At 39.7% G+C, this 24,317-nt stretch carries 23 protein-coding genes; 14 read left to right on the top strand and 9 right to left on the bottom strand.

Annotated elements, in window-relative coordinates:
* The first annotated feature begins 31 nt into the window (after positions 1-31).
* Genes neuB through VEA_RS00925 form a run of 4 tightly spaced genes read left to right on the top strand, consistent with a single transcriptional unit; the run spans position 32 to position 3,521 of the window.
* Positions 32-1,105, top strand: coding sequence for an N-acetylneuraminate synthase (gene neuB / locus VEA_RS00940; RefSeq protein WP_006742515.1), 1,074 nt, complete (start codon positions 32-34; stop codon positions 1,103-1,105).
* Positions 1,098-1,751 (top strand): acetyltransferase, encoded by a 654-nt coding sequence (locus VEA_RS00935; RefSeq protein WP_006742514.1) that lies wholly within the window; start codon positions 1,098-1,100, stop codon positions 1,749-1,751. The genes neuB and VEA_RS00935 overlap by 8 nt, the downstream gene beginning before the upstream one ends.
* Before the next feature lie 19 nt (positions 1,752-1,770).
* Entirely contained in the window at positions 1,771-2,829 is a 1,059-nt protein-coding gene (locus VEA_RS00930) for a nucleotidyltransferase family protein (RefSeq protein ID WP_006742513.1), read from the top strand.
* Positions 2,829-3,521 (top strand): acylneuraminate cytidylyltransferase family protein, encoded by a 693-nt coding sequence (locus VEA_RS00925; RefSeq protein ID WP_006742512.1) that lies wholly within the window; start codon positions 2,829-2,831, stop codon positions 3,519-3,521. Before VEA_RS00930 ends, VEA_RS00925 begins: the two co-directional genes overlap by 1 nt.
* A gap of 51 nt (positions 3,522-3,572) precedes the next feature.
* Here the strand turns inward: VEA_RS00925 and VEA_RS00920 are convergent, their stop codons facing one another.
* The 9 genes from VEA_RS00920 to VEA_RS00880 all read right to left on the bottom strand — a co-directional run bounded on the left by VEA_RS00920 (position 3,573) and on the right by VEA_RS00880 (position 12,943).
* A complete protein-coding gene (locus VEA_RS00920; protein WP_006742511.1) occupies positions 3,573-4,505 on the bottom strand; it encodes a glycosyltransferase family 52 in 933 nt (310 codons plus the stop codon).
* Positions 4,505-5,770, bottom strand: coding sequence for a lipid IV(A) 3-deoxy-D-manno-octulosonic acid transferase (gene waaA / locus VEA_RS00915; RefSeq protein WP_006742510.1), 1,266 nt, complete (start codon positions 5,768-5,770; stop codon positions 4,505-4,507). Before waaA ends, VEA_RS00920 begins: the two co-directional genes overlap by 1 nt.
* Positions 5,764-6,822, bottom strand: coding sequence for a lipopolysaccharide heptosyltransferase II (gene waaF / locus VEA_RS00910; RefSeq protein ID WP_006742509.1), 1,059 nt, complete (start codon positions 6,820-6,822; stop codon positions 5,764-5,766). Before waaF ends, waaA begins: the two co-directional genes overlap by 7 nt.
* On the bottom strand, positions 6,819-7,808 hold the full coding sequence (lpxM, locus tag VEA_RS00905) for a lauroyl-Kdo(2)-lipid IV(A) myristoyltransferase (protein WP_006742508.1): 990 nt from the start codon (positions 7,806-7,808) through the stop codon (positions 6,819-6,821). The genes waaF and lpxM overlap by 4 nt, the downstream gene beginning before the upstream one ends.
* Before the next feature lie 127 nt (positions 7,809-7,935).
* Positions 7,936-8,877, bottom strand: a complete 942-nt coding sequence (gene rfaD, locus VEA_RS00900; protein ID WP_006742507.1) for an ADP-glyceromanno-heptose 6-epimerase — start codon at positions 8,875-8,877, stop codon at positions 7,936-7,938.
* A gap of 148 nt (positions 8,878-9,025) precedes the next feature.
* Entirely contained in the window at positions 9,026-11,221 is a 2,196-nt protein-coding gene (locus tag VEA_RS00895) for a YjbH domain-containing protein (RefSeq protein WP_006742506.1), read from the bottom strand.
* Complete coding sequence (locus tag VEA_RS00890) at positions 11,221-11,976, bottom strand: capsule biosynthesis GfcC family protein (protein ID WP_006742505.1); 756 nt, start codon at positions 11,974-11,976, stop codon at positions 11,221-11,223. The genes VEA_RS00895 and VEA_RS00890 overlap by 1 nt, the downstream gene beginning before the upstream one ends.
* Positions 11,973-12,653 carry a YjbF family lipoprotein gene (locus VEA_RS00885; RefSeq protein ID WP_006742504.1) on the bottom strand — a complete coding sequence of 227 codons (681 nt, stop codon included), beginning with the start codon at positions 12,651-12,653 and terminating at the stop codon, positions 11,973-11,975. The genes VEA_RS00890 and VEA_RS00885 overlap by 4 nt, the downstream gene beginning before the upstream one ends.
* Positions 12,654-12,721: 68 nt before the next feature.
* Positions 12,722-12,943 carry a hypothetical protein gene (locus VEA_RS00880; protein WP_005535462.1) on the bottom strand — a complete coding sequence of 74 codons (222 nt, stop codon included), beginning with the start codon at positions 12,941-12,943 and terminating at the stop codon, positions 12,722-12,724.
* 406 nt (positions 12,944-13,349) lie between these two features.
* Here VEA_RS00880 and VEA_RS00875 point away from each other — a divergent pair, with 406 nt between their 5' ends.
* From VEA_RS00875 to VEA_RS00830, 10 genes are read left to right on the top strand one after another with little or no spacing between them, the layout of a single operon-like run.
* On the top strand, positions 13,350-13,742 hold the full coding sequence (locus tag VEA_RS00875; protein ID WP_154647398.1) for a hypothetical protein: 393 nt from the start codon (positions 13,350-13,352) through the stop codon (positions 13,740-13,742).
* 4 nt (positions 13,743-13,746) lie between these two features.
* On the top strand, positions 13,747-15,495 hold the full coding sequence (locus VEA_RS00870; RefSeq protein WP_006742503.1) for a polysaccharide biosynthesis/export family protein: 1,749 nt from the start codon (positions 13,747-13,749) through the stop codon (positions 15,493-15,495).
* 3 nt (positions 15,496-15,498) lie between these two features.
* Positions 15,499-16,761: a capsular polysaccharide export protein, LipB/KpsS family gene (locus VEA_RS00865; RefSeq protein ID WP_006742502.1), complete on the top strand. Its 1,263-nt coding sequence runs from the start codon at positions 15,499-15,501 to the stop codon at positions 16,759-16,761.
* A gap of 37 nt (positions 16,762-16,798) precedes the next feature.
* Positions 16,799-17,788 (top strand): KpsF/GutQ family sugar-phosphate isomerase, encoded by a 990-nt coding sequence (locus VEA_RS00860; protein WP_012841186.1) that lies wholly within the window; start codon positions 16,799-16,801, stop codon positions 17,786-17,788.
* Entirely contained in the window at positions 17,788-18,570 is a 783-nt protein-coding gene (locus tag VEA_RS00855) for an ABC transporter permease (RefSeq protein WP_006742500.1), read from the top strand. Before VEA_RS00860 ends, VEA_RS00855 begins: the two co-directional genes overlap by 1 nt.
* Entirely contained in the window at positions 18,567-19,220 is a 654-nt protein-coding gene (locus tag VEA_RS00850) for an ABC transporter ATP-binding protein (protein WP_006742499.1), read from the top strand. Before VEA_RS00855 ends, VEA_RS00850 begins: the two co-directional genes overlap by 4 nt.
* The gene (locus VEA_RS00845; protein ID WP_006742498.1) at positions 19,217-20,362 is read left to right on the top strand and encodes a KpsE/RkpR family capsule polysaccharide export protein; all 1,146 of its coding nucleotides are present in this window, start codon (positions 19,217-19,219) and stop codon (positions 20,360-20,362) included. The genes VEA_RS00850 and VEA_RS00845 overlap by 4 nt, the downstream gene beginning before the upstream one ends.
* A complete protein-coding gene (locus VEA_RS00840) occupies positions 20,349-21,842 on the top strand; it encodes a hypothetical protein (RefSeq protein ID WP_006742497.1) in 1,494 nt (497 codons plus the stop codon). The genes VEA_RS00845 and VEA_RS00840 overlap by 14 nt, the downstream gene beginning before the upstream one ends.
* Before the next feature lie 22 nt (positions 21,843-21,864).
* Positions 21,865-22,770 carry a glycosyltransferase family 4 protein gene (locus VEA_RS00835; RefSeq protein WP_230198194.1) on the top strand — a complete coding sequence of 302 codons (906 nt, stop codon included), beginning with the start codon at positions 21,865-21,867 and terminating at the stop codon, positions 22,768-22,770.
* Between the two features lies 1 nt (position 22,771).
* Complete coding sequence (locus VEA_RS00830; protein ID WP_006742495.1) at positions 22,772-24,301, top strand: capsular polysaccharide export protein, LipB/KpsS family; 1,530 nt, start codon at positions 22,772-22,774, stop codon at positions 24,299-24,301.
* Positions 24,302-24,317 lie beyond the last annotated feature (16 nt).

Genomic DNA, 24,317 nt, shown 5'->3' with positions numbered 1-24,317 from the left:
TGTAGATTTAAAGACGATATAAAGAGACTCTATGACATTAATAATTGCTGAAGCTGGTGTAAATCACAATGGTGATGAGACGTTGGCATTTGAGCTAGTCAATGCGGCGCATAAAGCTGGTGCTGATATTGTTAAGTTTCAAACTTTTAAAGCTAAAAACTTAGTTACAGCTGAAGCAAAACAAGCTGAATATCAAGTAGCAAATACGCAAAAGCAAGAGTCTCAACTTGCGATGCTTAGTCGGTTAGAACTTTCTTATGATGTTCATCACCAACTAGTAGAGCATTGTCAGTCAATCGGTATTGAGTTTCTATCGACAGCTTTTGACTCTGAGAGTCTAGATTTCCTTGTTAACGATTTGAATCTCACCCGATTAAAAATACCGTCGGGCGAGATTACTAACGCCCCTCTAGTTTTAGAACATGCACGTACAGGTTGTGATCTCATTGTTTCTACAGGAATGGCTACACTCTCGGAAATAGAAGCTGTTTTGGGAGTGATTGCTTTTGGTTACACTGCTGATCAAAATGCCACGCCAAGTGAGCTAAATTTTCAAAAAGCTTATGCCTCTGAAGTGGGGCAAAAAGCCTTAAAAGCAAAAGTGACGCTACTGCATTGTACGACAGAATACCCTGCACCAATGGAAGAGATAAACCTTAAGGCTATGGATACTCTTGCTAACGCCTTTGAACTACCCGCTGGCTATTCTGACCATAGTGAAGGTATCACAATCCCAATTGCGGCTGTTGCTCGCGGAGCGGTACTAATAGAGAAACACTTTACTTTAGATAAGAATATGGAAGGGCCAGATCATAAAGCTTCGCTCGAGCCGAGCGAGTTGACTGCAATGGTTTCAGCTATTCGTCAGGTGGAAGTTGCGTTAGGTGTTGGAGTGAAAAGCCCAACGGTTTCTGAGGTAAAGAACAAAGCGGTAGCTAGGAAGAGCTTGATTGCAGCGACGAACATCGCTGTAGGTGAAGTTTTTACTCAGGATAACCTGACTATAAAACGCCCTGGCACGGGCCTTTCTCCTTATAAATTTTGGGAACTACTGGATAAGCCAGCCAGTAAGGCTTACCAAGCAGGAGATTTAATCTTTGAATAAAGAGAGCTTGAAGCCTCTCGTCATTATTGGTGGAGGTGGTCACGCTAGTGTACTAGTGGATGTACTTCTACAGCAGCAAAGAGAGATCTTGGCGGTTATTTGCCCGGATGAGCTGAGTGAGCGCGGCATTTTTAACGAGCTACCCCATTTTCGCAAAGACGAAGATGTCTTTAGGTTTGATTGTAACGAAGTTTTGCTAGTCAATGGCATTGGTGCTCTCCCCAAATCGGGCTTAAGAAGCAAGCTAACTGAGTTTTATACAGCGAGTGGGTACCAGTTCGAAACAGTGATTGCCTCTTCTGCTCAAGTATCTCCTTTTGCGGAAGTTCATATGGGGGGGCAAATTCTTTCCAGTGCCATTATTCAAGCCGGAGCCAGAATTGGTCGCCATACAATAGTGAATACTGGCGTTATAGTTGAGCATGACTGTGATATTGGATCTTTTAACCATTTGGCCCCTCGTTCAACACTGTGTGGTCAAGTTCTGACTGGCGATAATGTTTATATTGGAGCTGGGGCTACGGTGATTCAAAACGTCCGAATAGATACAAACTCTATTGTAGGTGCTGGAGCGACAATCACTCAAAATGTGCCAATGGATACGATCTGTTACCCATATAGGGTAACAATGAAAAGTTTTAAATGATTTAGAAAATAGGTTAAGCATGAGTCATTGTTGGAAAAATGTTTTAATTAAGCCAACCAGTTCATTACTTGATGCGTTAGAAATTATAAACAATGAAGCGTTGAGAGTTGTGCTAGTTGTTGACGATAATGACCATCTTTTGGGGGTCGTTACGGATGGTGATATTCGTCGTGGGTTGCTTAAAAACTTGCCTTTGACTGCTGATGTAGCGCAAGTGATGAACACTAACCCATTGACGGCTAATATTAACACCCCTCGTGAAGAGTTAATTTCAGCAATGGAGAGCCGTAGCGTTCTTTCTATTCCATTGATAAAAAACGGAAAAGTGGTTGGTTTAGAAACTTTGCACGGTGCGCTACGTCAACCAACCTATCAAAATCCCGTTTTTCTCATGGCTGGTGGTTTCGGGACTCGGTTGAAACCTCTGACTGATACATGTCCTAAGCCAATGCTCAAAATTGGTGGTAAGCCTATTTTAGAAACGGTTATTCGAAGCTTCATTAAGGCTGGTTTTGTTAATTTCTATATTTCTACTCATTACATGCCGGAGCAGATTGAGCAGTATTTTGGTGATGGCTCTAAGCTCGGGGTAAATATCACCTACGTTTATGAAGAGTCTCCGTTAGGTACTGGCGGTGCTTTGGGTTTGCTACCTAAGGACTTACCAGCAGACCTGCCATTAATAATGATGAATGGCGATGTCTTAACGAAAGTTGATTTTCAGAGACTTCTGGAGTTCCATACAGAAAATCAAGCTGATGCAACGATGTGTGTCCGTGAATATGATTATCAGATCCCGTATGGTGTCATCAATGGCGATGGCAATAGAATTACCAGCATGGTAGAAAAACCAATCCAACGTTTTTTTGTTAATGCCGGAATATACGTTGTATCTCCGAGAGTCATCCAATCCGTACCGAAAAATCATCATATTGATATGCCGACTTTACTTGAGCAACATATGCATGAACGTGAAAATGTACTCATGTTTCCAATTCACGAGTACTGGCTTGACATTGGTAGAATGGATGATTTTAATCGCGCTCAAGCAGATATTCATACGTTAGGTGTACTGTAGTGATCGATGGTAAAAAAGTAATTGCGCTCATTCCTGCTCGTGGGGGTAGTAAGCGCTTGCCTAGAAAAAATGTGTTACCGCTAAACGGTAAACCTTTAATTGCTTGGTCTATTGATGCTGCGAATAATTGCCCATACATCGACAAAGTCTTGGTGAGTACTGATGATCAAGAAATCGCAGATATTGCATTACAATTCGGGGCTGAAGTTCCTGAATTGCGGCCGGAACATTTGGCTTCTGATACAGCGAAAACAGAAAGTGTGTTGATTTACACGCTTGAAAAGTTTGGTAAAGGTGATGAGATACTTGTCTTGTTACAACCGACATCCCCTTTACGCACCACTCAGCACATTAATGAAGCTCTGGAGTTGTTCATAGAAAAGCAAGCTTTGTCAGTGGTTTCTGTTACACCATGTGAGCACTCCCCGCTATGGTCGAACACGCTTCCGGAAGATGGTTCGATGGGGGGATTTTTGAGGCCAGAAGCACTTAATCGTTCACAAGACCTCGGAGAGTTTTACCGACTAAATGGAGCGATATACATTTTTGATGCCAGAGATCTGCTGGAACAAAAAAAAATTCATTATACCGCTAAGTCATACGCCTATGTTATGGATAACCGAGTCTCTTTTGATATCGATCAGAAGTTGGATTTTGAATTGGCTGAGTTTTTTATGGGCAAAACGAACTGATATATAATGCCTTGTTACAAGGCATTATATTACTTAATGGTTCAAATTTTCTTATTTCAGGTTTTTGTCTGTTTTCCATTGAGTAAGGAAATCGTGTAGATCCTGTGCAAGTAAATCAACTTGTATATTATCATTGACCTCTTTTAGGTTCAGTACAGAGGTTGAGTTCAAAGTATAAAGATGAACATTTTTATCATCTGGAGAAATAAGAACTTCAGCTGGTATAAATTTATCTAGAACCAAACAAGAAAAGTGCTTAGTATAATCTGTACATTCGCGAGGATGTGGCTTTATTACTGTAATGTTATATTTCTCAGCAATTTCTTTGTACAGCTCTATTTTTCCATCTTCCGTCACCAGATCGCTGATAGGTTGAGTAAATAAAATGTTTTTTCCACTAAGAGACTCGAAGCTGTGCGTTAGGATCATCTGCAAACTAAAATTTCTGGTGTAGTCCAACATATCAACAACATCGAAGACTTTTGTTTTGCTTTGTAATTGAGAGTCTACAAGTTCTGGTTTTGATAAATAGATGCTAGTTATTTTATTTCCATAGCCCAAAGGAGAGACAACTCTGCCTTTTAAAGCGCGTTTTACTCTTTTTTTGTATGGTATTGGGCCATTATAGTTTCCAGCACCATCTTCTAGAACTGAGCCATGAGATAAATCGAATAGAAACGCATAGGTTAGGTGATCGTGACCAAAAAACTTTTTCTTTTTAATTAGAGTTGTAATGTCATATTGTAGAAGTCCCATTTTGTAAAGAAAAGAGTCCCAATTTTTGTTGAGCTTAGTGTTAACAATGACTACGTTATCTAACTTACTATTCGCTAACAGAGCCTGGAAGTCAATATGGCTAACGAACAGTGTATTATGGCCCCCTTTATTAATATATAAGTATAAAAAAAGTGCGAAAATTGAGTTTACGTAACATACGTTCTCATAATTAGATTGAATTCTCTTATACGTAATGATGTTTTTCATTATTTTTTCTCAAAGATTATTGTTACTATTTTATTCACAACATTTGTATAATTAGCGATGAAATTTGCACTATGCAAACTTATAGAGTTTGTACTTAATGAAAAGTGATTATCTATCAAGTTACTGAGTTCGTTAACTTTTGTAATGATATTGCAGAACGAATGTTTTTTAAGAAGATTAACAATTTCTGTAAAATTGTAATAACTTGGTCCGGTGATTACAGGTACTCCCAGAGCTGCTGGCTCTAACACATTGTGTCCACCGACTTTATCTCCGATTAGACTGCCACCCATAAAGCAGATGTCTGCTGCACCCATCAAAGTTAGCATCTCACCCATAGTATCGCCGAGATATACTTGAGTATTTGTCTCTACTGCATGCGTTGAAGTACGACGCACAGTGTTAAAGCCTTGCTGTTGGCAAAGCGTGAATACATCATCAAATCGTTCTGGATGGCGAGGAACCAAAACGAGTAAAGCATTTGGATGAGATTTTAAAACTTGTCTATGTGCATCTAATACCTGTTCGTCCTCGCCTTTGTGGGTGCTAGCGGCAATCCAAATCGGACGATCGTCTCCAAGCTGGGCTCGAAGCTGCTGTCCTTGCTGTTTCACTTGCTCTGATATTTGAATATCGAACTTAATAGAACCGGTAACGGATAGTTTCTTTTTCTCGACGCCTAAGCGTTCAAAGCGCTCGGCATCTGAAGCTGTTTGGCAGAGTACTTGAGTTAGGCATGGATGAAGTTGGTTAAAAAGCCGCTGTATTTTGGCGTAGTTCTTACACGATTTTTCAGATAGGCGCGCATTCACGACAGTTATAGGGATACCCGCTTTGTGAACATTGTGAAGCGTGTTTGGCCACAACTCAGTCTCAATGATCAACATCTGTTTTGGTTGCACTGCTTTAAGAAAACCTTTGATAGCGAACCCAAAGTCAATTGGCATATAGCGGTGTTCAACTAAATCACCCAACTTAGCAATCTGTTCAGCTCCGGTACTTGTTGTTGTAGTAACTAGAATAGATTGTTCGGGGTTTTGTTCCTTAAGGGCTTTGATTAAAGGTGTTGCTGCTATGCTTTCACCAACAGATACGGAATGTATCCAAATAGGTTTGTCGTTGCTTTTTAGCTTGGGAGTTATGCCAAAGTGCTCTCTCCAGCGAGAGCCGAACTTAGGCTTATTTGGTTTGCTCTTGTACAAACCAAATAAAAGCAGCGGTGATGCTAGAGCGAGTAGTAAGGTATAAACAATACGAACTAACATGAGCTTATCGTAATGGCGTCAAGTTTTTGGATACTATCTAGCACTTGCTTAGGCGAAAGTTCTGTCAAGCACTTAAGGTGTTTGTATTGACATTCACGCTGGAAACAAGGGCGACAATCAATATCGGTATGAACAATCTCCACTTTTTCTGCGAGTGGGGGGGTGTACTTCGGTGAAGTTGAGCCATACACGGCAACAACATTACAACCAACCGCAGCAGCCACATGCATTAAGCCTGAGTCATTCGCGACAACAGCCTTGCATGCAGCAAGTAGATCGACCGCTTCAATTAAGCTGGTTTGGCCGGCTAGAACATGAATGTTCTCATGGAATTGCGTCGGGACAAGTACGCGGATATTGTTACAAGTCTCTAAGTCTTTTTGAGAACCAAACAACCAGATTTGATGCCCAGATCGAGCCATTTGCGTCGCAACTTCAGCGTAGTGTGTTTCGGGCCATTTTTTGGCAGGACCAAACTCTGCTCCTGGGCACAGTCCAATGATTGGTTGGTCTTGCGTTAAGTTGAACTTTTTGAGCGTGGCTTGTTGCTCAGCCGCGTTGATTGCAAGGCGTGGGCGGGGCAAGGTTTCAAGCCCGCCAAGGGAGTTGGAGTCCACCATCTCTGCTTTTGGATAAGCTAATGCTACATAGCGTTCTACCATGTATTGAAAAGACTTCATGTTGGGGCGTAAGTCATTCAATAAACCATAGCGCATTTCTCCCTTCCAGCCAGTACGAAGAGGAATGTTGGCAAACCATGGGATCAGTGCTGATTTCGCCGATTTAGGCAAGATATAGGCGTGGTCATATTGCTTTTCACGTAATGATTTACCAATTTCCCTGCGGCCTAATAAGTTAAATTCACCATGACCGATAGGCATTTCAATCGCTTGGTGGATTTCAGGCATACGCTCAAGAATCGGTTTACACCATCCTGGAGCGATAACGTCAATTTGGCTATCTGGATGACGTTGCTTTAATACGATATATAACGATTGCGACATTACCATATCGCCGACCCACGCAGGGCCAATAATTAAAATCTTTTTCATTTATTTACTTGCCAATCAGTATCATATCTAGGCTTAAAGATATTGTAATAGTTATTGCCGTCTTCTTGAGAGTGCAGCAACTGCAGTACCCACATATATTGTTCGGGCTTATCACCGACAAAATATTCAATGGCTTCATTACAGGTACGAGCGTCTTGCTCTTCGCCTTTATCCAGCTCAAACGCCGGTAAAATCTCAATATCAAACGTACCGTCTTCTGTGTTCATCGACGCAAATAGAGGCAATACTTTTGAGCGTGATAGTTTTGCAATTTTGCCTAAACCAGGTAGCGTTGCTTTACGTGTGGCAAAAAAATCGACAAACACACTATGCTCTGGGCCGTGATCTTGATCGGGTAGATAATACCCTACATAGCCATCTCGAATGGATTTCAGAAAAGGCTTAATGCCACCTGAGCGTTCATAAACACGGCCACCGTATTGAACTCTTTGCTTGTGCATCAGCCAGTCGGCAACATCATTCTTTTGCTTTTTCGCCATTGCAGAAACTGGCATTCCCATTGAAGCGAGCAAGATAGCAGGCACATCAATAGCCCAAGAGTGGGGAACCATTAAAATCACATTTTCGTTGTTATCAATGTGCTGTCGTAAAATGTCTAGGCCGCGAATTTGGCAACGGTTCTGAAGCCACTTTGGTGAGCGTAAACTTAGTAACCCGAAGCGAAAAAAGAACATGGCTGCTGTGTAGAGTGTTTTTTCTATTAAAGCTTCACGTTCTTGGAACGACTTTTCTGGAAAACACAGCTCAAAGTTAACCCTCGCTCGGTGAGCTGGCCCTTTGTGGGATTTCGACAGTTTTTTGGCTATGGTTTTCGCTAACCACTTTTGTAAACCCAGTGGCATTAATGATAAAGGTAAAAATAAGAGAACACCTAACCACGTGCCCCAGTACTTAGGCGACAGGAAGTGGCGCTTAAACTCAGGGTTATATGCTTTATGGTCGAAGTCATCACGTTTTATGGTCATGGCGTGTCTAGTTACCTATTCGTGTACTGGCGAAGTGGTTTAAATGAGAAAAAAGATATTAAGGAATGATACAGGCTATTGCACTTGAGTAAAGGTGGCAGGTTATGGTTCTGCCACCTTGTGGTGCTTAACTGTTTTGGATAGTCAAGTATTCGGCAACGCCTTCTGCAACTGTCTTGAATTCAACATCACAGCCTGCGGTGCGCAGTTTGGTCAGATCCGCTTGTGTGAATTCTTGGTAAGCGCCTTTTAGGTGCTCAGGGAATGGGATGGTTTCAATTTGGCCTTTGCCATGATGCTTGATAACTGCTTTTGCTACCTCTTCAAAAGATTCAGCACGGCCAGTACCACAGTTAAAAATGCCTGATACGCCGTTTTCTAAGAACCACAGGTTTACTTTACAGACATCACCAACGTAAACGAAGTCGCGTTTGAATGATTCGCTGCCCGCGAACAATTTAGGATTTTCACCTGCGTTAAGTTGGTTGTTGAGGTGGAACGCAACTGATGCCATGCTACCTTTGTGGTCTTCACGTGGGCCATATACGTTGAAGTAGCGGAAGCCGGTGATTTGAGAAAGGGTCTCACCATGTTCTTCAGCGTCTTGCCATAGGCGACGAACGTAGTTATCAAACTGCTGTTTCGAGTAACCGTATACATTCAGTGCACCTTCGTATTCGCGTTCTTCAACGAAAGTATCTGTATCGCCGTAAGTGGCTGCTGAAGAAGCGTATAGGAATGGAATCTCGCGATCTAAACAGTAATGAAGCAGCTCTTTAGAGTACTCGTAGTTGTTTAGCATCATGTACTTACCATCCCACTCAGTCGTTGCAGAGCAAGCACCTTCGTGGAAAATTGCCTCAATCGGACCAAAATCATCGCCCGCCATAATTTGGGTCAGAAAGTCGTCACGATCCATGTAATCTGTGATGTCCAGATCAACTAAGTTCTTAAACTTTTTGCCATTTTTTAGGTTGTCGACAATCAGGATATCGTTAATACCTGCTTCGTTTAGTGCTTTAACAATGTTGCTGCCGATCATGCCAGCGCCACCAGTTACGATGATCATAGAACTTCCACCATAGATTAAAATTTTCTCAGGAATTCTAGCAAGAAACGAAAAGTAGCGCTATTGGAAGCAGGAAGATAGGTTTGAGTCTTCTATTGCTCAGTATCTAGATATGAAAAAGGGAGCCTCAGCTCCCTTGATTACTTTATTATTCCACATCCGAACGGTTAGGTCTTTGGTACCAAGGATTTCGTTCGTCGGTTAACTCAATTAAGCTGTATTTGCGGCCGAGCTTCTGCCCTCCGTCACGAGTAAGAGGCTGCCAACTAAAGTTCGCACGATTGTTACTTGGTTTAACGGTCATGATGTCAAACGGAATCGACAAGTAGAAACCTTTAGTAAAGCTACCTTCACCAAATTCATCCGCAGACAAGTCTGTAAATGAGGCAAAGGCGCCAGCAATTACGCCACTCTTGAACTGCTTAGAAACATTGATTTGTGTACCAACATCGCCAGCTAGGAACTGACCAACATCGACTTGGATCATCAAATCTTGCAGGAACTCCCATTGAGGGTAGTAGTAACCAGATACAAAACCAGTGAATCCTTTATCAATAACTTGGAACGGACGTCCATATTCTGGCACGTTTTGCCATTTCTCATCGTAAACACCGAAGTAACTTTGTGGATCACGTTGAGAAATTACGTTGACGTCAGCGCCAATCGCCCAGTTAGCTCCTTGTGGTCGGTAAAGAAACTCGGTACCGACTCCGGCAAACATGCTCTCCAGATAGCCAGCGTAGAATTGCTGGTCCATCGTATTGGAATACTCTTGGAACCAAGTCAATTGTAGGTTTGACATGGTTACAGTATGTTCATTTTGGTAAGCGCGGAACATGGTGCGAACACGAGGAACGGTAGTACCATCAGGTGGAGTGACATAGTTAAACTTATCGTAGTTGTTATACCAATCCCAGTATAAGGAGCCGCCAATTTCAAGGTTATCCGTCAGCCAGTATGAGGCATTACCGCTTAGTCCTACACTAAAGAGGTAGAAGTCTTCTGCGTTACCGAGAGTTTGAACAAGCTTCGGTGCAAAGCCCCAATCAAAACGCTCAAAACCATCATAGACAGATTCTCCACTTGGCTTATTGCTAGCTTTTGCGGTTGCATCTTCTATTTTAGGGTTGATGTAATTAACTTGGGCAAAGTCGCGATATTTCTCCTTGGAAATAATCGTTTGTTCGCCGACTAAGCCTCGGCTACGTTCATTGATCGCATAGGTATCAATATCTTCAGGCATTTCATTATGAAGTACAGCCGCCGCTTTTTCATGTGCCTCTGTACGGTCACGATATTTCTTCTGTTCACCAACGACAGTTACGGTGTTGTCATCAACATAAATGCGCGTGTTTTGGTAACCCGCAATTTTGTCTAAATCTTCCGTTACACGTTCCCAGTCAACATTAGACAGTTCTTCTGGTTGGTTATCTTCGACTTCTGGCGTAGGCTCATCTCGCCAGAATGATGGCATGTCATTGAAGTTAGTGTTGAGCGTTAAACCTGCAACCAAAGTGTCTCCGCGTTCATAACTTAAACGAAAATCGGCCATTCCGATACGGTACAGCATACCAGCGTTCCACGGAGTATGTGGTGTCATGTCCACGCCACCTTTTACCACAGGGAAGTCTTCGCTGTAATCATTGCTATCGTATTCGAGTTTAAAACGTAATGGTGCATGTAAGGTCTGATATTCAACACCACCAAACAATGCAGTTGGTCCTTTAAATGCTCTATCAAAGTTAGTTGTGCCACCTGTATCTAAATAGTCAGAGGGGCGTTCACAAAATCGATCTGACAATTTACAAGTCGGGTTAGAGATGTTGTCACGAGTGCCTAGCGACCCCCAACCAATACCAAAAGTAAAATCAAAGGTCCCTAGCTCAGAGTTGGAATACCGCTTCGTAGCTGCTATGTATTCTCCATCGAATAAGCCGGTACCAGCAAAGTCTCGAACACCCAGTGATAGCTCAGGAATATACTGAGATTCTTTTAGCAATCGAATTTTAAAGTCAATACCTTTATCTGTATAGTTTGTATCTCCCGAGAAACTAGGATCCTTACTATAGAGCAAATCTCGCACCGAAGTATAACGAATGGTTGTTTCTAACCAAGGCATTAGTTGCAGAGTAACGTTGTAAAAAAGGTACTCATCACTACCGGTAACAGAAAAGTTGAATTCCCCTTCAGGAGCCATACGTCCGGTTGGCATCTGCATTAAGCCAACACCACCAAAATCAGATTGAGAAGGCTGTAACGAGGGAGCCTCAAAGGGTACTTCTTGAGCCCAAACCAATGCTGGGCCCATTAAAGAAAGGGTTAAGCTTTTTCTAATTGGTATCATTACGGTCTCTTTGTAGCATTTGGTATCAGTTGGGTGAGTAGGCGGATTATATCTTGATCCATTTCAGGCCGTTCAAGATCACCAAACGGTACATATACCAAGGTCAGAGGTGGTAGGTAATATTGTGTTGTTAACCAAGCTCCGTGATGTGGCTTAACTACGTGACCATCTGGGTAGATCAACACTGGTGGTGTTGATAATGCACCAATGTTACTTTTCAAATTCTCTATTTGCTTCTGCAAAGGGATGCCTGCTTGCTCTTTAATAGAATACACGCTATTCAAGTTTCCCAAGAAATACACTTTTTCTTCGCGCAGAGGGCTTGCGAGCAGGAGATTGCCGCGCAACAGTGGGTTGTCGAATTTATTTAGTCGAATTTTATCAACATCGATCGCAGACAGTAAGCGTGGTGCAAAGCTTTGCTTCTGAATGAATTTATAGAATGGATGTTCAACCAAATTATGTTGAATCATTTGATTGAGTACTGAGCTCTTTAAAGCGGTAGAGTTTTTTTCGGCGCGTTCCGATTTGTCAAACAAAGTGGTACCAAGAGAGTATTGCAGAGACACGCTTTGCTCCTTAGCAAGTGCTAACAGACTTTCTAAACGAGTCGGCTCTTGGAATTGTAGCTGTTTGCCTACTCCTAGCAATTCAACATTTAATGGTTGCATAGCAGAGCTTTCTGTTTGAGCGAAGCTAGGCATACTCAAAAGCGGCATGACCAAACCGAGTAATGTTAGTAGTTGCTTGCTCATGATTTGCTATATCCCTTCAAAATGGTTAACTCAACCGGAATCATATTTGGTCCTAAGTATTGTAAGGTTTTGATAACCTGACCTTGCTCGTTTACCCAATAGTAGTTTTCGACCGATTGAGAAAGGCTGCTAAACTCAACAACTTCTTTATATACGTCGGTCATGGCGTTAGAAATAGGTGTTATTAACGTTTCTTGGCCTGAGTAAGAGCGCGTTACATTTACAGGAAAACCATAACGGTATTGTGTTGCCCAGTCGTATGAGAGTGCAAAGTTGACAGAGGCTGAATCAGAAGAAAAATCTGGCACGTCACCATAAATACCCGCTAAGTCCCCATTCTGTAGACCTATCGTTTTGACTATATGCCCATTCTCCGTAACGATCATAGCTTTGTCAGCACTTACCCATTTCAGTTGTATTTTTCCATTGAGAGGATTTCGCTCTGCAAAAGCTAAAACAACAAATACCTGTTTTTGATTCCCAAGTTTTAAATAGGCACTGGCATAAGGAACGGCATTTATTTCTTCTGGGGTCATCTCTACATCGATGTAGTTACCGTACGCTTCTTGAACGGTTGCTGAAACATCATTAAACTTTTGTGTACAACCAAAGAGTAAGGCGAATAGCGGAAGAGTGAGAAGTGGGCGTATCCATTTAGACGTTCGGAAGATATTCATTATTCCCTCTTACAAATAAAATCGCCCTGAGTCATTCAGGGCGATTATCTTCTATCTACAAAACGAAATTAGTTTGTAGAAGTAGAAGTAGAAGTAGATGTTGAAGTAGATGTTGAGTCGCTATCTGACGCTGCAACTGCTACTACAGTTACTGCTGCTGCCGCACCTACTGCTACAGCTGTTGTGCCTGTGGCAGATGCAGAAGCTGCGCCTGCTGAACCAGCTTCTTCTGCTGCAAATGCAGTTGATGCGCTTAGAGCCATAAGAATAGCTAGAGCTGTATTCTTCATTATTAATCCTTGTATTAACTAGTTTTAAAACATCGATGTTCGAAACTCTATTTAGGGTTTCAACTCATATTCTAGTTAAAAGTTGGGCAGACTGTAAATAGTTTCTTATAAAAGGTTTTTTTTGTTGCATTTTTGAAATTGTTGGTTTTTTTTACCAAAAAATTGCATGCAGCTAATTAATTGGAAAATTGCGAATACGCTCCATTGAGTATACTCTTCCGCGGGTGTGGACTTGCCTCAAAGGAGAGTTATCTTGTACCCTAGTACGCACTTCAAAGGGGGCATTCACTGTGGGAAAAGCTGATTAGCTAGCCCAGAGTATCGAGTGCTCAAAGCATCTTATTTGCCAAAATACATACGTGTTATGGATAACGTGTTTAACCATAGGGCGGTAGCGTGCGTAAAAATGACAAAACATCTACTTTTCAGACATAAACATTTCTTCATTTCTTTAGTGTCCATTACAGTGCTGAGTGCATGTGCGAGTAAACCTCGCCACGTTAAGGCAGATCTTCCACTTGTTACGCAAGAGTCATCTTCGATAGAAATGATGGAGGAAGTTCCAGAACAGTATTGGGGATATTTGAACAGACCTGAACTGGTCTCTATATCGCATCCAAATTATCCTGTTGCTGTTGGGCCGATTTATTTCTCTGCACTGGGCCTATACTGTCGAGAAGTGAGCATTGACTCCACTTCTAATGTAGTGTGCTCGATAAAGTCAGATAAAAATAATACCAAAAATACTTGGTATTGGGTCAATGGGCTTGTTAAAGATAAACTAGAGAAAAAGCTTTAAAAAAATGATGAAGATGACAAATAAAGCAGCTCAATGGCTAGTTGCAATTACAAGCTTTGCTTGTATCAATTCAGCTTTCGCACTTGATAGTAACAATTTAAACCTCAATGCAACTAATCCTACATTTCCCTCTTCTGGAACTTTAAACCAATCTCAAACGCCACCCAACGAGACACTCTCTGCTGGTTCATTTAATAAAGAGAACAGAAATAACCTTCTTTTGCCAGGTGAAGTGGATGTTAGACAATTACTCCCTTCCTCTGGAGAAGAACTACCACCTCCTTATGCAGCAAATATTTTTGCGGGTGGTTATGAGACTGAAAGAGCTGATGGTTTGAATGATAATTATCTCGTTGCGGCTGGAGATAAGATTAACATCTGGCTGTGGGGAGCTGTAAATTACTCTAATGTTGCTACGGTGGACAATCAAGGAAATATCTTTATACCAGAAGTTGGCCCGATTCATGTCCTTGGAACAAAAGCTAGCCAAATCAACGAGCTTGTGACAAAAAAAATTAAACACGTTTATACCACTAACGTAAACGTGTATGTGAATTTACTTACTGCTACGCCAGTTAGTGTTTTTCTAAGTGGGCCGGTCATTAGACCAGGGCAATACGCTGGAATGGCCTCTGATTCAATACTTTATTTTCTTAAACGTGCTGGCGGTATTGACTCTGAACGTGGCAGTTATCGAGAAATTCAAGTTCTACGAAATGGTAAAATCATAACCAATGTTGATCTCTATGATTTTATGCAATCTGGAGTTATGCCAAAAGTTAGTTTTAAAGATGGTGATGTTATCTTGGTAACACCACAGAAAGCAGCTATCACAGTATCCGGAGGGGCTCGCAATCCCTTTCGCTTTGAACTGGAAAATTCTAGTGAATTAGGAGAAAAGTTAGCGGTTTATGCAAAACCGCTCGCAAAAGTTTCGCATGTTGGAGTTGTTGGGAATCGAATAGATGGGCCATTCTCACGTTATATGACTTACCAAGATTTCCTGAGGTTTGAATTACGAGACGGGGATAAAGTTATCTTCAATGATGACTTACACGCTCAAGTCATAGATGTTCAGGTTTCTGGTAGCTACTTAGGACCATCTTACTTTGCAGTTACAAAAGGCACTAAGTTACATGATTTGCTGAATAATATTCCTATTGATCCCATGCTTGCAGATTACCAATCTATTTATATATTGAGAGATAGCGTTGCGAAAAAGCAAAAAGAAATGATTGATGAGTCTCTTAATCGGCTAGAAAGAAGTATTTTTACTGCACCAGCGTCTTCAGATGGAGAGGCTGTAATCAGAGCAAAAGAAGCAGAAATGGTACTTCAGTTTACTGAACGAGCTCGTAAAGTTCAGCCGCTAGGGAAAGTCATTGTTTCTGAACATGGTCTTGTAGCTAATATATTATTAGAACAAGGTGACCAAATTGTTATTCCAAACAAAACAGATCTAATTCAAGTGGGGGGTGAGGTTTTGATGCCACAAGCGCTTGTTTATAACCCTAATGCCACTATCGACGACTACATTGCGTGGGCCGGTGGTTTCACTGATAGGGCCGAGGATCAGCGTATAGCAGTTGTGCGAGCAAACGGCCTGGTTGAATTTGATAGTGGGAAACCCATACAAAAAGGTGATCAAATCTTAGTTTTACCTAAAGTTGACACTAAAACAATGCAGGCAGTTAAAGATATTACGCAAATCATTTACCAAATTGCTGTAGCAGCAAATGTAGCGATAAACTAACCTATGAAAACTGATCATATAGTGTTATCGCTAGATCCAATGTACTCGCCACTACACGAAAAAATAGCGGGGATATTGGGAAAGAAAAGGTATGCAGTTACTTCCTGTTTATCAAAAAAAATCTATCTACCTACTTTCAAGCAGTTTCTCGCAGTTAATATGATCGCAGCAGTGAGTAAGGATCAAGCGCAGCCTTACCAAGAAAAAATATCTTTACTTCGAACATACCATCATGCTTATGCTCAAAAAGTAGAAGGTCGGACTCTCAGTAATGAGGAGTTGAACTATATGGCTAGGTTTTACGTGGCGCTTAAAGGTTTTGTTATAGAAAAAGATATCAATCTCGTTCTACTGCATAATGATGCAAGGTGGTATCACGCTGTGGCAATTGATATATGCAAGGAGTTGGGTATAAATTATTTGGTTACAGAGCAGGGGCTTATTCGACCATTTACAACTGTTATCGATCCCCAAGGTGTTAATGCCAACAGCAAGATAGATTTTAAAATATTTAGTAATGAGGTTCAGCACACCCCAAAAGAGCAGGGGAGTTTTATACCAAAAGATACTCATGACTCAATAAAATCGATGTTTTTTTTCTTTATTTTTTTATTTGGTTTCACTTTTGAGCGGATAAACAAAAATCGAACAGTTATCCGCTATATGCATAATAGCTATAGTTTGAAAAAGTATTTCAAACGTATTGCGAATAAATTGCTTAAGAAAAAAAAAAGGATATCAGTACCATCATTGGGTTCCCAAGGTTCCATTTTGCTTTTACTCCAGCTAGAAAATGATTCTCAGTTTCTACTGCACAGCCCTTTTAAATCTAATCAAGAAGTTATCAATTTGGTTGCGGACTTGGCAAAGACGGCAAAAATGAGCTTAGCAGTTAAGCTTCATCCGCTAGACGATAAAGAGTACCAACTTGATGACAATACCTACTATGTTGAAGGGAAAATAGCAGACCTGGCGCGTGCCGCTGAAGCTGTATTTACTATTAATTCTAGTGCAAGTATTGAGGTACTAAAGACCGTGACTCCATTAATATTGATGGGCGAGTCAATTTATGCTTACAAAGGGGTGGCAGTGGAGTTCGATTTTAACTATCCATCTCAAACGATAGTACAAGCAAAAAACGAGGTCGACCCTGTTATCAGACAAAAATTCCTCTATTATCTGAGTAATGAATACTTGGTAAAGGGAGCTGGGTATTCTTTTTGTTCTAAGTACCTTAAGCACAAATTAGAACAAATTTTAATTTAAATACAGTATGTTAACTTTGGTTGGGGAGAGCACGTTCATGAAAACACTAGATATTAATGACTATTATTCCATTTCGGATGAACAAAAGCCGGTTTTAGCGTCGGTTGCTGAGACGTTTAAGCATCAGGCCAATGCATTAAATGAGATGGCTAAGAGTATTGACTTTGAGCAATATCAAAAGGCTATTTCTTATATTATTGACTGCCAAGGTCATGTCATTGTATGTGGAATGGGTAAGTCGGGTCATGTAGGCAAGAAAATTTCTGCCACCCTAGCATCAACGGGTACGCCAAGTTTCTTCTTACATCCAAGTGAAGCATTCCATGGTGATTTAGGTATGATCACTAAAGAGGATGTAATAGTTCTGATTTCTAATAGTGGTGAAACGGATGAAGTATTGCAATTGATTCCTTCATTGAAGTCATTTGGCAATAAGGTTATCTCTATTACCGGAAGAATTGATTCTACGATGAGTCGCAACTCTGATGCCACATTGCTTCTAGCACAGATCCAAGAATCTTGCCCTAACAATTTAGCACCAACCACGTCAACAACCCTTACTATTGCCTTGGGCGATGCGTTAGCCGTTGCGTTGATGAAAATGCGCCAATTTATGCCCAATGACTTTGCTCGTTTTCACCCTGGAGGGTCCTTGGGTAGACGTTTATTGACTCGTGTTCGTGACGAAATGAACGCTGAAAATTTGCCATTAGTTGACGTTAGCGATTCAATGACTTCTGTTATCATTAAAATGAACGAGGGGCGTAGAGGTGTGGCCATTGTTATTGAAAACAATGGATTGAAAGGTATTATCACTGACGGTGATTTACGCCGTGCACTGGCGAAAGAAGCCGAATTTAATAGTTTAAAAGCCGGCGATGTAATGACTGTTGAACCTAAAACTTGCTATGACACCGAAATGTTAGCAGATGCAGAGGAGAAAATGCGCCAGTTCTCGATCTCATCTTTAGTTGTTTTGGACGATGAGAGCAAGGTTGTCGGACTAATCCAAATCTTTAATATGTAATGAAAGACCTAAGACAGGCTTTAAGAGTGCAAGGGCGAGTCTTGTACGCCCTTATTTTGCGTGAAGCGCTCGGAAAATATGGTAAGAGTAGGATTGGTTATCTGTGGGCTTTATTTGAACCATTAACCCAAGTTCTTATCTTAGTAGCCATATTCTCCGCGTTAGGAAGAAAGTCACCAGTTGGAGGTGATTTGGCTATTTTTTTTACAACAGGAATAGTACCTTGGCTTATATATAGCAATATCGCAAATAGGTTATCGGGAGCCCTAGGGGCTAATCAAGCCCTACTCGCATATCCGCATGTTACACCTTTTGATGTTCTTATGGGGAGAGCTCTACTTGAATCGATTACTATGCTAGTTGTATTTGCCTTGATAATAGTATCTCTACAGCTAATAGGGAAAGCATTAGCGATTTATGATCTCTTTAATGTTTTAATGGGATTAATTACACTAGTTCTATTTTCTGTCGGCTTAGGAATGACGAACTCCGCAATTCGAATTTATTTTGATAGTTGGGACAAGTTGTTTAGTGCGATAAACAGGCCTCTTTATTTTATCTCTGGTATTTTCTTTACAGCAGCTAGTTTGCCTCCTCAAGCCAGAGAATATCTTCAGTGGAATCCATTGTTCCAATATGTTGAATGGGTTAGAAGTGGTTTCTTTTCTACTTATCAAAACGTTTATATAAATCATCATTATGCTATATCCTGTTCTGCAGGAATGCTGTTGATAGGATTGGCATTAACGCAATATACAAAAGAGCAAGCACGTAACTTATGATTGAGCTGTTCAATGTTTCAAAGAGCTATAGTACTCCAAAAGGGAAAAAAGAAGTTTTGAAACCGTGTACTGTAAGCTTTCCTAAAGGCCGTAATATTGGTCTTCTGGGAGTAAATGGTGCTGGGAAATCAACTTTGCTAAGGATGATTGCTGGTTCTGAAGCGCCGACTACAGGAGTCATCAAGAGAAAAGTAAAAATGTCTTGGCCTTTGGGGTTTGCTGGTGGTTTTAACGGTTCACTTACTGGTGCTGAAAATTTAAGGTTTGTTAGTCGTATATATGGTGCAAATATTAAAGAGGTCACTGCTTTTGTCCGCGAATTTTCAGAGCTTGGCGATTATCTTGATATGCCAATTAGAAGCTACAGTTCTGGTATGAAAGCTAGGTTAGCTTTTGGGTTATCAATGGCAATGGACTTTGACTGTTATCTGGTTGATGAAATTACCGGCGTTGGTGATAGAAGGTTTCAAGAGAAGTGCCGAGTGGAATTTAAAGATAGAAGTGAGAAATCTAGTTTAATTATGGTATCTCATAGTATGCCTACGTTAAAAGAGCACTGTGATATGGGATTAGTATTGTCGGATGGGGTACTAACCTTTTTCGAAGATATTAACGAAGCGATCGATAAATATCTAACATTATCAAAATGAAATTAAATAAAAAACACAAAACGATCTTAAATAAGTTCTGGAAAAATAGAAATAATAAACAAAGAAGTTTCATTTTAGTCGTGTTACTTCCTACATTTATATCACTTGTTTATTATACATTTATAGCCTCAGGGCAATATGTTGTTGAAGCTCGGTTTTCAGTTAAAGGGAACGAAATGCAACAGATTGATTTACTGAGCGGCATTGCAGGTATTCCTTCTCAAGGTGGAAGTTCAACAGACTCTTACATAGTTCAAGATTATATCCATTCTTTAGATATGGTCAGAGAGGTTAATAAAAGAGTATCTTTACAGCAAGTGTTTAATCATCCAGATGCTGATTGGATGTCATCTTTAGGGAAACAGCCAACTCAAGTAGAGATGTTGGCTTATTGGAATAAATTTGTCACTGCCTCTTATGACCCTACAACGACAATAATCACACTTAAAGTTAGAGCATTTTCTCCGCAAGATGCTAAAAATCTATCAAAGGCTGTTCTTTACCAAAGTGAGATCCTAGTAAATAATTTATCTGAGCAAGCAAGAAAAGACGATCTCCTCTTTGCTGAAGAGGAAGTGAAAAGAGCAGAAAAGAGAGTTGCGAATGTACGAGCTTTGATGAACGAATTTCGGACTCAAGCTCAAGATCTAGATCCAAAACAGACTGCAAGTTCTAAAATGATGCTGATAGGCGAGTTGGAGGCTCAACTGGCAAAGACGCAAGCTGAACTTAGCGCTTTGACTAGTTACATGGATCCTAAAGCTCCATCAGTTATTAATTTAACTCGAAAGGCAAATGCATTAACCCAGCAGATCCAAAATGAGAAAAATTCTATCGCAGGAGATACGGATACACAGCCTGCACTAAGTGGTGTGTTTGCAGACTATGAGCCTTTGGTTGTTGAGCGAACATTTGCAGAAAAAGCTTATACATCTTCATTAGCTTCTTTAGAAGCAGCTCGCGTAGAAACCTCCAGAAAACACCGTTATCTAGCAACTTTCGTTGAGCCAACCCTTCCGGATGAGGCATCGGAGCCTCAGCGACTGCGTTCAATCATTACTGTATTCTTGGCAAGTTTAGTCAGTTGGGCGATTGGTTTACTTGGATTAGGAATTATCCGAGAGCATATTGGCTGGGTTTAGTGTTTGTGTACCACTTGTAGCTTTAGCGAGAAAAAAGGATATGAAGTTTAGAGAGTTTGTAAGAAGTAAGGAAATAAAGAAGCATGGGCGTAGCTATGTGTACATTGAAAGAAATGAACACTTAATAATTGTAATGAGCGCCCATAATCAAGGCGAAAGGTATATGTCTATAAAAACCTTCTATGAGGGAACTAATTATAGTTTACTTTTCCTAAATAACCCTGAAAACTCATGGTACTTGGATGATAATGATTCATATGGAAAAATTATTCAAGAAATAGCAGAAGATTATGATTCAAAAAACATAATTTTTTACGGTTCTTCCATGTCGGGCTACTCTTCAATACTTTTTGCTTTAAGATTTAATTGCAATGCACTTTCTGTTAACCCTCAGATTAACTTGGAGCTATCCTATGACATATGTTGGGAAGAGTTAAGAAATAGTTTTGACAGGATTTCATCGCAAAAAATAGCGCTGGAAAAGTATTGCTTGAATCACTGGAAAGATTCAGTAGTGTATATTCTACATGGGCACAACCCATTAGACAGGGAAAATGTTGACCTATTTGCTCGAACTCGCTCTGATAACAAAAAACTAATAATTAACACACTCGACTATGATGAACATGATAACTACATTGGAAATAATGTGGATGTTTTAATAGAAACTTGTGAGCTTATTTATCAGTTCAGAAAGATAAAGTCAGTCGCTCTAAACGAAAAAAATAGCAATAAAAACAGAAGAAAGAATATAAATATCGATTTGGAAAATAGTTCTAGATTGAGAAATTATCATAATAATTCGATAGTGTGGCATGAGAGAAGCAGTTACGAAAATAATCTGGAGCCTGTTCATTTTTCAGATATAGGTTTGTATGACTCTAATGGAAAACTATCAGGAGCACTTTGTTATTTTAACGGCAGGGATTGGGAGCTGATATCTCCTAAGCTAGATTCAAAGTATAATTTATTAAAGAAACAGAATTTTAAATTAGACATTATACCTACGAAATTGATAAACAATGAGAAATTCTATCAAGATTGGTGGTCTAGAGTTGAAAATGATTCAAATATTGAAGTAAAAGTAAATAACGAAGAAGCGGTTTTAGATGTCCGTAATGTGAATAGCAAAAATACATATATTTCTACACATCCAGAGAAGGAAAGTTTTCTTAATGATATTTCTGCGAGTAGTAAGTATTTGACATTTTTTGCAGATATATCAGTTGAACAAGGCTCTGCTTTCTTAACTTTAGGGGGCAGGACAAAAGAAGAGTATTTTCACTCCAACTCTAAGTCGGTTAGTTCAAGTGATTATACCCGAGTTTATACTAGTGAGATATTTTCTAATGTCTATCTAGACCACAAAGACTTCGTTTATTGTAGAGTGTTTTTAAGCCCAGATTTAAAGGATAAAACTGTTAAAGTTAAGAATCCAATGTTAGTTGAAGGCTATTTCCCAGAAGGTTTAATTTTTTAAGATGAAGATCGTAAATCACGTTATGAGTCAAGATATTCATAGTAATATCTTGACATCTTTTATTGAGTATTTGTCCAAGTCAGACCCTGAGGATCAGCATATAACGTCAGTAGATCCGATTGAGGATGCCGATATATATCACTATCACCGACCTCACTTAGAAAAAAAATTAATGTCTAACAGTGTCGTAACGGTGCATCATGATTTGATGGAAAATGATCCTTGGCTTTCGTTACCAAAATTTCTTAAAGTTTATAGAGATGCCAGTGCTGTTGTTTGTCTGAATAATATCCAAAAGGAGATTCTTTCAAAGCATAACATTGACCATACTTTTGTTATTCCGCATGGCTATAATAAAGATATATTTTGTGATTCATTGGAAAAGATTAAAAAAGATAAAATCACATTAGGATTAATATCGAAGCGTTATGGTCGACGTGTTAAGGGAGAGGCATACTTTTTAGAACTCATCAAACGATTAGATAATCAGCGATTTGATTTCATCTTAGTTGGCGATGGTCGCAGCGAAGAATATTTTCTTTTAAAAGAATATGGTTTTGATGTTCAGGTATATGAATCCCTACCCTACAGAGTGTTTCAGAGTTTGTATCAGAACATCGATATTTTATTAATGCTAAGCTGCTTTGAAGGTGGGCCAGCTAACGTTCCTGAAGCCATAGTATCATCAACTCCAATAGCGGGTTTTCCAATTGGTATGATTCCTGATTTTGTTAAAGACATGGTGAATGGCTTAATATTATCGGGAGATGCAGAAGAGGACACTGATAAGTTAATGGAGCTGGCTTTAAATCGTAATGAGTTTGAAAAGCTGCTTGAAAATACAAAGTTGTACGCAAATACTGCTCCTACATGGGAAGCTGTCGCGGAAATGTATAATGAAGTTTATAATGATATGGTAGCACGATAGTATGAAAGCAAAGATTTTATTTTCAGATAACCTTCATTTTCACAAGCGCAACTTTAAGTCATTAATTGAAGCAGTTGAAAACCAAAACTATGATGTTGAGTATAATCAAGAGTATAAGGATTGGATGGCATTATATGGAGATTATACGAATAAGTTTAGCAGCTTAAGTGGATATTATAACCTGTTAGAAAGGTTAGATAAAAATGAGTTATTTTGCTATGAAGTAAGAGGTGTTAATGTCTATGAGGTTGCCAGAGCTGAGTTGCTTGCTTATATCATACCTATGAAGGAACTGTATAAGTCTGATTTAAGTGACGATGTTCGCGAAGTGTACAGTTATATATATAGCAATTGCAAGGAAGAATTGTTATTGAATATGTCTGCTGCTTTGTTTTGGTTGGACTTTTGGTATAACAAAGTAGTGGTAAATAAGAAAAAGTATACGCATATCTTTACTTTTTCTGGATCCAATATTTACTCTAAAGCTTTAGTTAAAACATGTCAAAGCACCATTAGTCGAGTGTTTGTAACAGAGACGTCTTTAACGGGTAATGATTATTATATTGAAGAGAAAAACTCTCATCTAGCTAATAATTCAGACATTAAACTTTTAGCAGTAAAAAGAAAACACTTAGATGATTTAAATAATGATAATTCACCTTACAACACACGAATTAAAGCAATAAATAAATTAAATCTATCCAAGAATAAAAATGTTACGCAACCATATTCCGAACTAGATGATATTAAGTTCGACAATGAGAGTAAGTTGGTGACTATTCTTGGTCAGGTAGTCAATGACTACTCTGTAATTGAAACTAAGTTTGGTTATTTGTCGACAGTTCATGTCTATAAGCTTTTGATAAAAGAGATTGTTGAAAATACAGGTTATAATATTGTTTTCAAGTCACACCCTTGGGAGGAAAACAAAACTAACTGTGAGTTTGATATTACATATCAAGAAATCGTTAAATTTATCGAAAGTGAAATTTCAGATAAAGAACGTATTAAGGTTATAAAGGATTATGATATTGATACGTTGTTGAAAGAATCTGAGCATGTAGTGTTGTTGAACTCACAGTCGGGCATAGAAGCTGCGAGTCATGGAATTAAGCCCGTCATCTTGGGTAACGCTTTTTATAGTGGTTTTGGTTTTACATCCAATTGCCGTAGTATACAAGAAGTACTAAATGTCCTGACCACCACACGCGGGTCTTTAACATTGGATGAATATGATAATTACGAGCTGTTCTTGACTCTCTATCTTGAGAAGCACTTATTTAGTGTTAATCCATCTGGTATGAAGAAAGTCATAAAAGAAATATTTACTCCACATCCTAAAGTTCCATTTGTTACAAAAGTGAGGCCACTCAAAGAAGTGACCAACGAAAATAATGGCATTGACGTAGAGCATTCAGCTGTCGTTGAGGAGTTGGTTGAGCTGTCGGCTGCAAGTCAGATTAAAAATGGTATCGTTTACTTTTTTACAGACTTCGACAAATTTAAGAAAAAGCTAAAGAATAAGCTTTAGTTAAGTGGAATACCAT

Origin of the sequence: Vibrio antiquarius (assembly GCF_000024825.1) — a bacterium.
Taxonomy (GTDB): Bacteria; Pseudomonadota; Gammaproteobacteria; order Enterobacterales; family Vibrionaceae; genus Vibrio; species Vibrio diabolicus.
The sequence above is the reverse complement of the archived record's forward strand: the minus strand, read 5'-3'. Positions and strand labels throughout refer to the sequence as shown.